Source organism: Pseudophaeobacter sp. 1A16562, from assembly GCF_041008785.1.
In the GTDB taxonomy this organism is placed as follows: Bacteria; Pseudomonadota; Alphaproteobacteria; order Rhodobacterales; family Rhodobacteraceae; genus Phycobacter; species Phycobacter gallaeciensis_A.
On the sequence record NZ_JAXGFT010000013.1, the window covers coordinates 52,001 to 64,009 of the forward strand.

The following is a 12,009-nucleotide window of genomic DNA, read 5'->3' on the forward strand; positions in this document are numbered from 1 at the left end:
GAGTGTTGCCGGGCGCGGCGCCTGCCTGTCAGTAATCACGTTTGAAAAACAGGCCCAGACCGGATTCGCCTTCACTGTCGACCTTGCCGCTCACCGTCAGGCTTTTGGACAGGTCAAGATTGATGCTCAGCTCGCTGTCACCGCGGGTGTTCACATCCACATCGGTATAGACGTTCTCGGAAATATAACCGCCCAGACCCAGCCGCCCGGCACCAATGCTGTCGAGGCCGACCTCGGCATCATCCGCGCCGGTGCTTTCGCGCAGGGTTTCCTGGGTCTTGCCTCCGCGTCCGCTCAGTTGAAGAGCGGAGGCCGCCAGCCGGGCCAGCGCCAGCGGCGACAGATCCTTGATGTTGTCCCCGAACAGGAGCAGCGCCAGTGCTTCTTCGCTGGGACGGGGCGGTTCTGAAGTGACCTTGATTTCTGGGGCATCGATCAGGCCCGAAATCTCGAGCGTTGCGCTGCCCTGTTCCGTCTGCGCCGAGGAGCGGAATTCAAGATAGGGGACCAGGTTGCCCAGCAGGGTAATCTGCCCTTCGTCCAGATCCAGACGCCGCCCCAGAATGTCGAAGGTGCCGCGGATCAGGCCAATCTGCCCGGCCGGAGAGATGCGCGCGGTGCTGCCCCGCAGTTGAATGCGCCCACCCAGTTCGGCGCGCAGGCCGCGCCCTCGGGCAAAGATCTTGCCTGGCGCATCGATCAGCACGTCCAGTGCCATGTTCGAGCGGCCTGCGCTGCTGCCGGTACTCTGCGCCGATGAGATAAGCCCTGCACGGGCGCGGGTGGCATTTACGGCGCCAGAGGCCCCGATATGAGAGATCGGCGGGATCGGCGCCGCGGTGACCGAACCGCCCGTGGCGTTCAGGTTGATATTGGTCTCACCCACATCGATGCGCCCGGACAGGCGACTGTTGCCGGTGAGCGCGCCGGTGAGGGCCAAGCGGCCGTTCAACTGGCTGTCATAGCTCAGATGATCGCTCATCAGAAGATCGAGGATCTCAATGCTGATGTCTGCATTGAACGGGGCCGCCAGAGCCACCGGCCCGGAGACGCGCAGGCTGCCGCTGTCGCCGGGGCTGGCGGAAAGTTGCAGCAAGGCGCGCGCCTGCTGCAGGGTCACGGTGGCGTTGATCTCATCGACGCGCTGTCCTGCCGATGGCAGGGCCAGCGTTGCCCCTGCCGTGGTGATCGTGCCCGAGAGGCTTTCCAATGCGGGCGCGCCCTTCAAGGCCAGATCGAAGCGGGCGGCGCCCCTTGCAAGGTTGGGCTTGATGAAGGGGTTTGCACCCTCCAGACGCAGCTGACCGGTGGCGGAGATATCGGCCGCGCCGCTGGCCTCGCTAAAGGTGCCAGACAGATCGGCGCGGGCCTCGGCCGGGGCGGTGGCACTGGCATCGATTGTCCAGACCCCATCGTGGCGCCGGGCCTCGCCCTTGGCGGTCAGGACGCCTGGCAATTCAGGCACGAACCGCTGCAATTCGTTGAGCGCCGCATCAAATGTCAGATCGGCGCTGCCATCCAGCTGCACGGACCCTTCCAGATCCGCATGGGAGGAATGCGGTCCCTTGAGCCGCGCCTTGCCGGACAGGGTGTCGCCATCGCGGGTCAGGTCCGCTGCAAGTTCCAGCGTGCCGGGGACCTCTGGCACCAGCTGTTCAAGCTCTAGAAGCCGGGCGGTGAGGGAGAGCCGTCCGGCGGCGCTGTCGAGACTGCCGCTGGCAGTGGCAGACAGGGCACGGCCATCTAGGTTGAAATCATCGATCCGCAATCCGTCTGTGCCGCGCGCGGCTACAAGTTTCAGCGTGGTAGGACCGGTCATCAGCGCATCCATCTGGGCGATATCCGCGCTCAGGTCCTGCGCCTGCAGGTTCAGATCCACGTCAAAGGCGCCGGAAAGAGGCGTGAACTGCCCGGTGAACAATGCCTGCACCGCGCCGCCCAGCGGGCGGCCCGCCAGCGCAGAGAACCGTGACAGGTCGCCAGCACCTGCACTGAGGTCCGCCGCCACCCGGAGACCGCTATCGAGGCCGGAAAACGTGGCGTCGCCTGCGGCGCGGTAGTCGGAGCCGCTCAGCGTCAGGCCGGTCAGCGACAGCGCATCCGGCCCGTCTGTGGTGAGAGTGGTGACAAGCTCCAGTTCGCTACCGGTTGCCTGTGCCAGCGCCGGATCGCGCGGCGCGAAATCGCGTAGGGCCAGACGTAGATCTCCGACAAGACCTGCCGGGCCGGTGTCTTCTTCTGCGCTCTTGAGGGTGCCGGAGCCGTCAAGGTGCAGTTCCCCAAGGCGCATCTGCGGATGGCTGAGCTGGTTCACCGTTCCGGCGACGCTCCATGCGCCATCGGTGGTCTTGCGCGCGGTGAGATCTGCCCCGGCAAGGGTCGTTGCCGCGCCGGGGACGGGCAGGACGACGGCGGCTTCTCCTGACGGGGGCTGGATTTGGACCTTCAGGTTGGCGGTATCAAGGTTGCCGGTGGCGCCGGTGGCAAGCGCGCCGGTCACGCGCAGGGCGCGGGTGCTGAGCGCGAGCGTATCAAGCGCGACACCGCCTTCTGTCACGGTCTGGCCACGTGTCACCAGTCGCAGGCCCGGGCCAAAGAAGGGGCGGTAGTCGGGCAAGAGAAGCGGATCGATATCGCCGCCCAGATCAGCCGAGAAGGCGATCCCGCTGGGGCCTGCGTCCTGTTCTCTTTCGGCATCCTGCAGCGCAGCCAGAACGACCTGACCCGAAAGACGTTCCTGTCCGTTGCTGCTGAGCGCGATATCCGCTTTGAAATCACTGACCGGGCCACTGCCCTTTGCGGTGAGGCCAAGGGTCGGGCGACCGGGAAGTGCCAGGACGGTGGAGAGCAAACCGCCTGCGGCCTCGGTCAGGGACAGGTCCAGATCAATTTGGCGGGTCTGATCGGAATAGCCCGCCACCAGCGACAGCCGGTCGCCGGGTTTGTCGAGCCGCGCCGTTTCCAGCCGGGTCTGCAGCGCGCCATCGGCCAGGCTCAGTGCCCCCGTGACGGAGAGGCTGGCGGATTGGCCCAGCAGGTCTTCGCCCAGATCCACGCGGCCTGCGCGGATCTCACCCAGTTCAATCGCGACGGGCAATTCGGGCAGGCGGAGTGGGGTGGCTTCCGGGGTGGGCAGCTCCGGGTCTGCGGGCACCGGTGTCGGGCTGCGAACCACGGTGATGCTCTCGGCGCTGAGGCTGTTGACCGAAAACCGCCCCTGCAGAAGGGCCAGCCGGTTCCAGTCCAGTTTTGCCTCTTCGATGGTGAGCCAGACGCCATCATCATCCGCGACGGTCAGCTGTTCGATCGTGGCTTGTGAGGACAGGGCACCAGTGAGGCCGGTCACGGTGATATAGCGACTGTCGGCAGACAGGGTGTCTTCGAGGAACCCCACCAGCATGCCGCCGCTGTCGCTTTCTGTTTCCTGAGCGCCGGAGGGGCCGACAGCAGCGGTGAGCGACAGGGCCGCAGCCAGGCAGCTGCCGCGCGTGAGGGTGCGGGTACTGGTCAAAACGCCTGTCCTATGCCGATGTAGAGTTGTGGCCCGTCGTCGCTGCCGCCGGTCACGGGATAGGCGAGGTCGACCCGGATCGAGCCGATGCCCGACACGTTGTAGCGCAGGCCCAGCCCGGCGCCCGAGTGGCTGGCCGAGTCCGACGACACGAAGCTATCCGCATCGACGTAGGCGTGGTCGTAAAATCCGACGAGTGAGATTTTCTCTGTGATGCGGCCGCGCAGTTCCGCGGACAGGGCCAGATAGCCCCGGCCGCCTGCGGTCTTTCCTGCGACGGGCACGCCAAGGGATTGATATTCATGCCCGCGCACCGACCCGCCGCCGCCGGAGAAGAACAGCAGCGTCGGAGAGACCCCACTGTGCGAAGGACCAATGACCGACCCGAGCTGCGCCCGCCCGGCCAGCACGATCCGGTCATCGGCGCCAAACCCATGATAGGTCCGGGCATCCAGCGTGATCTGCGCACCGGGATCGCTGCCATCGACACCAAAGAAAGGCGTAAAGCGGCCACTCAGGAAGCGGCCACGGGTGGGATCCACCGTGCTGTCGCGTCCGTCATATTCGGCCCGCAGGCTGGCGAAAGCATATTTGAAGCGCCGTTTGCCAAAGGCGTCCGTGGCGAGGATGGAATCGAAGCCGACGGTTGCTTCGGCGAAGAGCGTGTCGGAAAACACCCGCCGAACCCCGATGCCGCCCATGCCATGGGTGGCGGTGAAATGCTCCTGATCCAGACGCTCGGCTTCGGCCAGGTAGAAAAAATTGTCATCGGGGCCGAGCGTGGCAGGCCGGTCCAGACGCACAGCGATGCGCCCGTCGATATCGCTGCTGCCGCCGATGCCGCTGACGCGGGCCTCGAAGCGTAGTTTTTCGGCAGCGCCGAACAGGTTGCGGTGCATCCAGCTGGTGGTGAGCGTCACCCCCTCGGTGGTGCTCAGCTCGGCGCCGAAGGTCAGCCTGCGGGGCGGCATGTCTTCCAGCATTACGTTCAGAGCAAGCGTGCCATCGGTGTTGGCGCGCTCGGCCTCTTGCAGCGAGACCGAGGAGAAGGCCCCGGTGCGGCGAAGGCGCGTCGCGGATTTCGACATCAGATCGGGGTGATAGACTTCGCCTTGCGGGAAACCTGCGATCTTGCGGATGGCGTCTTCGCGGACGGCGCTGGGGCTGAGAATCGCGGTCTTGCCGAACCGCAGCTGCGGACCGGGCTGCAGCCGCAGCCGCGCGTTCAGCGTGGCGCTGCGATGATCTGCGGTGATGTCCTGCCCGCCAAGGGCGACCTTGGCATGCCCCTGTCGCCGCCAGGCGCGGATCCCGGCATTGGCTGCATCGCGGATGGCACCGGTGCTGGCGGGGGCGCCGCTGGTAAACTCGTCCGGCAGCTCCACATCGCTGGTCTTGGGCCAGGGACGAACCTCGGCCGCGCCAAAGGTGAATCTGCGCCCCGGTTTGACCGAAATCTCGATCCGGTCGATGTGGCTGGGCGGTGTCACGGGATCAATCGCTGCTGCCTCGCGCCCATCAAGGCGAATATTCACCACCGGCGCGAAATAGCCCGCATCATACAGAACCTGGACCATGGTGCGGTAATCCGACAGCGCTGCCGCCAGAAGATCCTGAACGTCGCTCTGATCTCTTGTGGCCAGAGCCGCAGAGGCGCCTTGCAGACGCGCGGTCAGATCATCCGGCGCACCGGGAGCGACCAGCAGGGTTTCGGCCGCCTCAGCAGGAGCGGACAGCAGGCAGCCGCAGACCAGCAGGCCCGACGCCAAACGCCGCAAGGCAAAGCGTGATTTCGGTTTTGAGTACATCAAGGCTCCGGGCAGCGGCAGGGGGCGGGCGTGCCCCCCTGTCGGCGGAAAACCTAGCACAGCAACAGCCGAGGTAAAGCCGGGATAGGTATCATCGCAGGAGCGGATCGGGCAGGTGGCGGATTGGTGCGCACATAGACATGCCGCTCGCCATCAGAAGGCGCGGATCACATCTGCGCGGCACGGAACCAGCGACGGATCGCGGCGCGGTCTTCGGGTTCCATATAGGTGATATTGGCCGGGGGCATGGCATGAGTGACGCCTGCCTGCAGATAGATTTCGCGGGCGCGGCGGGCCACGTCGCGCTCGGTTTCCAGAACCACGCCCTTGGGCGCTGTGCGGATGCCGTCCCAGAAAGGTTCGCGCGCGTGGCACATGCTGCAGCGGCCCATGACGATCTCATGCACCTCTTCGAACCCCGCTGCCTCGGCCATCACCAGGGCGGTGCCTTGCAGCGCTGCCTCTTCCTCAGCATCGCCTTCGTGCTCCAGTCCGGCAGTGGATAGGATGATCACCCCGAGGAACAGCAGGAACGTGGCCAGCCAGGTCCAGGTCGGGTTGCCTGCATTGGCGTGGCGGGTGTTGAAATAATGCCGGATCGTCACCCCCATCAAGAATACCAGCGCCGCGATCAGCCAGTTGTATTCACTGGCAAAGGCCAGCGGATAGTGGTTCGACAGCATCAGGAAGATGACTGGCAGGGTCAGGTAGTTGTTATGGGTCGAGCGCAGCTTGGCGATCTTGCCGTATTTGGCATCGGGGGTGCGCCCTTCCTGCAGGTCCTCCACCACGATGCGCTGGTTCGGCATGATGATAAAAAAGACATTCGCGGTCATGATGGTGGCGGTAAAGGCCCCCAGATGCAGCATCATGGCGCGACCGGTGAAGACCTGGTTGAGCCCCCAACCCATGGCGACCAGCAGTACGAACAGCAGTACCATCAGCAGGGTAGGGCGTTCGGCCAAGCCGGATTTGCACAGGCGGTCGTAGACGAGCCAGCCAATCGACAAGGTGGCGGCAGAGATCGCGATGCCCTGCCACAGGGACAGATCCGCCTTGGACTGGTCGATAAGGTAAAGCTCACCCCCGGCCCAGTAGACCACCATCAGCAGCGCAAAGCCGGAGAGCCAGGTGGAATAGCTCTCCCATTTGAACCAGATCAGATGCTCCGGCATCTCGGCCGGGGCCACCAGGTATTTGCGGATATGGTAGAAGCCGCCGCCGTGGACCTGCCATTCCTCGCCATGGGCGCCGGGGGGCAGATCCGCCGCCTTGCGCAGGCCCAGGTCCAGCGCGATGAAATAGAAGGACGAGCCGATCCAGGCGATCGCGGTGATCACATGCAGCCAGCGGATGGCAAAGCCCAGCCAATCCCACATCATCACGAGTTCATACATGCGCAAACGCCCCTATTGTCTTTGCTTTCTGGTCTCAGTCCGGTCTCTGGCTCTTACCCTAGGCAAGAGGGACATTCTTCGGTATTGCAGATAAAATCCAAGCTGTATCAAAAATTCTGGAATAATATCGGCCCCGTCCATGTCTTACCTCGACAATATCCGCACCTTCGTGCGTGTCTACGAACTTGGCTCCATGTCGGCGGCGGGGCGGGATCTGCGGATCTCTCCGGCTGTTACTTCGGCACGGATTTCCCAGCTTGAGGATTATCTGGGCGTTCGTCTGTTCCAGCGCACCACCCGCAACCTGACCGCGACCGAGCAGGGGCAGGTGTTCTATAGCGGCGCGGTCACGGTGCTGGATGCGGTGGATCAGGCCGAGGCGAAGGTGATGCATCTCACCGATGCGCCGCGCGGCACGCTGTTCGTAGCGGCGCCGCTGGGGGTGGGGCGGCGACTGGTTGCGCCTGCGGTGCCGGAATTCCTGGCGAGCTATCCTGAAATCAACCTGCGCCTGCGACTATCGGACCGGGCGGTGGATCTGACCACCGAAGGGCTGGATTTGGCGTTTTTTCTGGGGCAACCCGAAGACAGCACCCTGCGGATCCGCAAGATCGCCGATTGCCGCCGGGTTCTGGTTGCGGCGCCGGAGTATATTGCTCGCTGTGGCATGCCAAAGGACGGGGCAGCACTGATCCGAGAGGGGCACAATTGTCTCAACCTGCGCTATCCGGGCGCGAGCGAGTTCCAGTGGATGCTTCAAACCCCGGAGGGGCCGCAGCGTTTTGCCGTCTCCGGGCGCTATGAATGCGATGATGGCGATGTGCTGACCGATTGGGCTCTGGCTGGTGAGGGGATCGCCCTCAAACCCGTGTTCGAGGTGGCGCCGCATCTGGAGGCCGGGCGGCTGGTGCCGGTTGCAACCGCGACGCCGCCGGTACCGGTGCAGATGGCCTGTCTCTACACCCACCGGCGCCATCAAGATCCGAAAACCCGGCTGTTCATGGATTTCATGACCGAGCGGATGGCGCGGGCGATGCGCCAGACCGAAACAGGCGCCGAGGATCCCGGGGCCTGACCGATGCGGCGTTCAGCTGCCGCGGTAAGTGGAATAGCCATAGGGCGATAGCAGCAGCGGCACGTGGTAGTGGGCCTCTGGATCGCTGATGCCAAACCGGATCGGCACGATGTCGAGGAACAGTGGCTCCTCTGCGGTCTGACCGGTGGCGCGCAGATAGCCGCCTGCGTCGAACTCCAACTCGTAAGTGCCGGTCGCAAACTCTCCCTGTGGCAGGATCGGACTGTCGGTGCGGCCATCCGCGTTGGTCTGCATCTGCGCCAGCTCGGTCCGGGTGCCACCTTCGACACGATAAAGCGTGATCGAAAGCCCCTTGGCCGGGCAGCCGCGGGCGGTATCCAGAACATGGGTGGTAAGGTATCCGGTCATTGGCAGTTCCTTCGCTATGTCTGTTCTTCCTGCACCAAGCGCGAGAGTTGAGCAAATGGCGCCGGATTGACAGTGTTTTCGGGAAATTTTGATAAAAGGGCCAGGTCTTCTGCCATTATAGAGGTTATGCTTGCGGTTGCCTGCCAAAGTGGCGGGCGACATCAACAAAGAGACAGCAGACCATGAACAGATATCCGCGCAATATGATCGGCTATGGCGCCACCCCTCCGGATGCAGCCTGGCCGGGCGGTGCGAAGGTCGCGGTGCAATTCGTGCTGAACTACGAAGAGGGCGGCGAGAATTGCGTGCTGCACGGGGATGCCGGGTCTGAAGCCTTCCTGTCGGATATCGCCGGGGCCGCACCCTGGCCGGGGCAGCGGCACTGGAACATGGAGTCGATCTACGAATACGGCGCCCGCGCCGGGTTCTGGCGGCTGCACCGGATGTTCACCGGGGCGAATATCCCGGTCACCATTTATGGCGTCGCCACCGCGCTGGCGCGCTCCCCGCAGCAGGTGGCCGCGATGAAGTCCGCCGGGTGGGAGATCGCCAGCCATGGGCTGAAATGGGTCGAGCACAAGGACATGCCCGAGGCGGAGGAACGCGCCGCGATCGCCGAGGCGGTGCGCCTTCATACCGAGGTGGTCGGAACCCGCCCGCGCGGTTGGTACACCGGCCGCTGCAGCGCCAACACCGTGCGACTGGTCGCCGAAGAAGGCGGGTTCGACTATATCTCGGATACCTATGACGACGATCTGCCCTATTGGCTTGAGGTCGGCGAGCGGGACCAGCTGATCATTCCCTATACGCTGGAAGCCAACGACATGCGCTTTGCCACCGCGCCGGGCTACATCACGGGTGAGCAGTTCTTTCAGTATCTGAAGGACGCCTTTGACGTGCTCTATGCCGAAGGAGAGGCCGGAGCGCCCAAGATGATGTCGGTGGGGCTGCATTGCCGCCTGATCGGCAGGCCGGGCAAGGCCGCAGGGCTGAAGCGGTTCCTTGATTATATCCAAGGGTTTGAGGGCGTCTGGTACCCGCGCCGGGCCGATATCGCCGATCACTGGGCAGAGACTCACCCGCACAAGCGCTACACGCGTCCGAGCCAGATGGAGCGGGAAAGCTTTGTTGCGGCCTATGGCGGCATCTTCGAACATTCCCCCTGGATCGCCGAGCGGGCCTTTGATCTGGAGCTGGGACCGGCGCATGACACGGCACTGGGGCTGCACAATGCGCTCTGCCGGATGTTCCGCTCCGCCAGTGAGGCTGAGCGTTTGGGCGTGCTGACCGCCCATCCGGATCTGGCCGGAAAGCTGGCCGCCGCGAAACGCCTGACTGCAGAAAGCACTTCAGAGCAGGCCAGCGCCGGGCTGGACGCGTTGACTGACGCTGAGCGGGAGAGCTTCACGCAACTCAACACTGCTTATGTGGAAAAACACGGTTTCCCTTTCATCATCGCCGTGCGCGATCACGACAAGGCATCGATCCTGGCGGCCTTTGAACGGCGGAGCGAAAACGACCGGGATACCGAATTTGCCGAGGCTTGCCGACAGGTTGAACGGATTGCCGAATTTCGCCTGAAGGATCTCCTGCCATGAGTGAGATCATCGAGATCACGCCGATCAGCGCTGAGGCATTCGCACCGTTCGGGGATCTGATCGACATTTCCGGCGCGCCCGACAAGATCATCAATCAGGGCCTGTGCGGACGTTATCACGACCGGGCAAAGATGGATTTTGCGGACGGGCGCGCGGGCCTCAGCCTGTTCAACGCCGAGCCGCGCAGCCTGCCGATGCGGCTGGAAATGGTGGAGCGCCACCCGGAGGGAAGCCAGGCCTTTATCCCCATGGGGGGGCAGGGTTTCCTTGTGGTTGTTGCCCAAGATTTGGGCGATGCGCCGGGCAGGCCGCTGGCTTTTGAGACAGAGCCGGGTCAGGCCATCAATTTCCACCGTGGCACCTGGCACGGCGTGTTGACGCCGCTATGCGAACCCGGCCTCTTTGCCGTGGTGGACCGGATCGGTCCCGGCGCAAATCTGCAGGAACACTGGTTCGATACCGCATATGAGGTGAGGCGCCCCTGACGGGCGCCTCGTCTGTTTTCAAGCCAACCCGATAAGAGGTGGCACCGATAACAACACCAACAGATCCAACAGAAGAGGGAAATGAAAATGGCAGATGGTTCCATCGGAACGGCAGCAGAGCTGCGCGATCCGAATTACACGCCGCCGCTGACCCAGGCGATACCGCTGGGGATCCAGCATGTGCTTGCGATGTTCGTGTCCAATGTGACGCCTGCGATCATCGTCGCCGGGGCGGCGGGGTTCGGGTTTGGTTCGAACTCGCCCGACTTTCCCGAGCTGTTGTACATGATCCAGATGTCGATGCTGTTTGCCGGGGTGGCGACGCTGCTGCAGACGATCACTCTCGGCCCGGTTGGCGCCGCGCTGCCGATCGTGCAGGGCACCAGCTTTGCCTTCCTGCCGATCATGATTCCGCTGGTCGCGGGCAAGGGCGTCGATGCGCTGGGCGCGCTATATGGCGGGGTTCTGATCGGCGGTCTGTTTCATGCGGCGCTGGGCATGGTGATCGGCAAGATCCGCTTTGCCCTGCCGCCGCTGGTGACCGGGCTGGTGGTGACGATGATCGGCCTGGCGCTGGTCAAGGTCGGCATCCAGTACGCGGCAGGCGGCGTGCCTGCCATTGGTAAGCCGGAATACGGCTCGCTCTTGAACTGGTCGGCCGCGTTGATCGTGATCTTTGCCACCTTGGGACTGAAATTCTTTGCCCGTGGCATGCTGTCGGTTTCGGCGGTGCTTCTGGGGCTGATCGTGGGCTATATCTACGCGCTGATGGTCGGCATGGTGAGCTTTGAGGCCATCGGAACCAGCTGGTCGCGCGCGTCGGCCTTTGCCTTGCCGGTGCCGTTCAAATACGGGTTCGAGTTCTCCTTTGCCGCGATCCTGGGTTTCTGCCTGATGGCCTTTGTCTCGGCTGTTGAGACCGTGGGTGATGTCAGCGGCATCACCCAGGGCGGCGCCGGGCGCGAGGCCACCGACAAAGAGATCGCCGGAGCGACCTATGCCGATGGTTTGGGCACGGCGGTTGCGGGGATCTTTGGCGGGCTGCCGAATACATCTTTCAGCCAGAACGTCGGCCTTATCGCCATGACCGGCGTGATGAGCCGCCATGTGGTGACCTGCGGCGCGATCTTTCTGATCATCTGCGGCCTGGTGCCCAAGGTCGGCGCCATTATCCGCACCATTCCGATCGAGGTGCTGGGTGGCGGCGTCATCGTCATGTTCGGCATGGTGGTCGCGGCAGGTATTTCGATGCTGTCCGATGTGGATTGGAACCGCCGCAACATGGTGATCTTTGCGATCTCCCTGTCGGTTGGGCTGGGGCTACAGCTGGAACCCGGTGCGGTTCAGTATCTGCCCGATACGCTTCGGATCCTGATGACCAGCGGCCTACTGCCTGCGGCGGTAATCGCCATCGTGCTGAACCTGGTGCTGCCCATGGAACTGCCCGGCAGCGCCACCGAGGAGGTCTCGGGCGGCATGTCGGGGCATGGTCAGGGCAGCCTCGGGCACGACTGAGCCAGCTTTTCGGGACTGGCGGGTCTCTCCAGCCCGTCCTGCGATCATCCTGTGATGATCTGGTCCCGTTGGGCCGGGCGCCGCGCTGCCGCGCGGCGCTTTTCTTTTTGCTGAGAGGTGCCTGAAGGGCAGGTCTGCCTTCAGGCACCTGCGCCATTCTATTGGACTGGTTTCGGCCTCAAGGGGAGCCCGCGCCAAGGCGCGGCAGCTGCGCTGCCCTTGACCCCGAAGCCAGACCTTGAGAGCGGGGC

8 protein-coding genes are annotated in these 12,009 nt (G+C 63.9%); 4 read left to right on the forward strand and 4 right to left on the reverse strand.

The genetic code is table 11. The features are described from left to right. Positions 1 to 28 precede the first annotated feature (28 nt). The 3 genes from SM764_RS17240 to SM764_RS17250 form a co-directional block, all read right to left on the reverse strand. Entirely contained in the window at positions 29 to 3,511 is a 3,483-nt protein-coding gene (locus SM764_RS17240) for a translocation/assembly module TamB domain-containing protein (RefSeq protein WP_369002323.1), read from the reverse strand. Beyond that, positions 3,508 to 5,319, reverse strand: a complete 1,812-nt coding sequence (locus SM764_RS17245; RefSeq protein WP_369002324.1) for an autotransporter assembly complex protein TamA — start codon at positions 5,317 to 5,319, stop codon at positions 3,508 to 3,510. The genes SM764_RS17240 and SM764_RS17245 overlap by 4 nt, the downstream gene beginning before the upstream one ends. A 167-nt stretch (positions 5,320 to 5,486) precedes the next feature. Further along, the gene (locus tag SM764_RS17250) at positions 5,487 to 6,716 is read right to left on the reverse strand and encodes a urate hydroxylase PuuD (RefSeq protein ID WP_369002326.1); all 1,230 of its coding nucleotides are present in this window, start codon (positions 6,714 to 6,716) and stop codon (positions 5,487 to 5,489) included. A gap of 139 nt (positions 6,717 to 6,855) precedes the next feature. Between SM764_RS17250 and SM764_RS17255 the strand changes: the two genes are divergently transcribed. Beyond that, positions 6,856 to 7,791, forward strand: coding sequence for a LysR family transcriptional regulator (locus tag SM764_RS17255; protein WP_274827872.1), 936 nt, complete (start codon positions 6,856 to 6,858; stop codon positions 7,789 to 7,791). A 12-nt stretch (positions 7,792 to 7,803) separates the two neighbouring features. Here the strand turns inward: SM764_RS17255 and uraH are convergent, their stop codons facing one another. Further along, a complete protein-coding gene (uraH, locus tag SM764_RS17260) occupies positions 7,804 to 8,160 on the reverse strand; it encodes a hydroxyisourate hydrolase (protein ID WP_369002327.1) in 357 nt (118 codons plus the stop codon). A 182-nt stretch (positions 8,161 to 8,342) separates the two neighbouring features. On the opposite strand from uraH, the gene puuE reads away from it, so the two are divergent. From puuE to SM764_RS17275, 3 genes are all read left to right on the forward strand, one after another. Next, the gene (gene puuE, locus SM764_RS17265; RefSeq protein WP_369002328.1) at positions 8,343 to 9,758 is read left to right on the forward strand and encodes an allantoinase PuuE; all 1,416 of its coding nucleotides are present in this window, start codon (positions 8,343 to 8,345) and stop codon (positions 9,756 to 9,758) included. Then, entirely contained in the window at positions 9,755 to 10,243 is a 489-nt protein-coding gene (locus SM764_RS17270) for an ureidoglycolate lyase (RefSeq protein WP_368946741.1), read from the forward strand. The genes puuE and SM764_RS17270 overlap by 4 nt, the downstream gene beginning before the upstream one ends. A gap of 87 nt (positions 10,244 to 10,330) precedes the next feature. Beyond that, complete coding sequence (locus SM764_RS17275; protein ID WP_274836857.1) at positions 10,331 to 11,758, forward strand: uracil-xanthine permease family protein; 1,428 nt, start codon at positions 10,331 to 10,333, stop codon at positions 11,756 to 11,758. Positions 11,759 to 12,009 lie beyond the last annotated feature (251 nt).

Excerpts from the sequence above, each read along its gene's own strand:
- SM764_RS17275 (WP_274836857.1), top strand. The coding sequence starts at position 10,331 with ATGGCAGATGGTTCCATCGGAACGGCAGCAGAGCTGCGCGATCCGAAT.
- SM764_RS17245 (WP_369002324.1), bottom strand. The coding sequence starts at position 5,319 with ATGTACTCAAAACCGAAATCACGCTTTGCCTTGCGGCGTTTGGCGTCG.
- SM764_RS17255 (WP_274827872.1), top strand. The coding sequence starts at position 6,856 with ATGTCTTACCTCGACAATATCCGCACCTTCGTGCGTGTCTACGAACTT.
- uraH (WP_369002327.1), bottom strand. The coding sequence starts at position 8,160 with ATGACCGGATACCTTACCACCCATGTTCTGGATACCGCCCGCGGCTGC.
- puuE (WP_369002328.1), top strand. The coding sequence starts at position 8,343 with ATGAACAGATATCCGCGCAATATGATCGGCTATGGCGCCACCCCTCCG.
- SM764_RS17250 (WP_369002326.1), bottom strand. The coding sequence starts at position 6,716 with ATGTATGAACTCGTGATGATGTGGGATTGGCTGGGCTTTGCCATCCGC.
- SM764_RS17270 (WP_368946741.1), top strand. The coding sequence starts at position 9,755 with ATGAGTGAGATCATCGAGATCACGCCGATCAGCGCTGAGGCATTCGCA.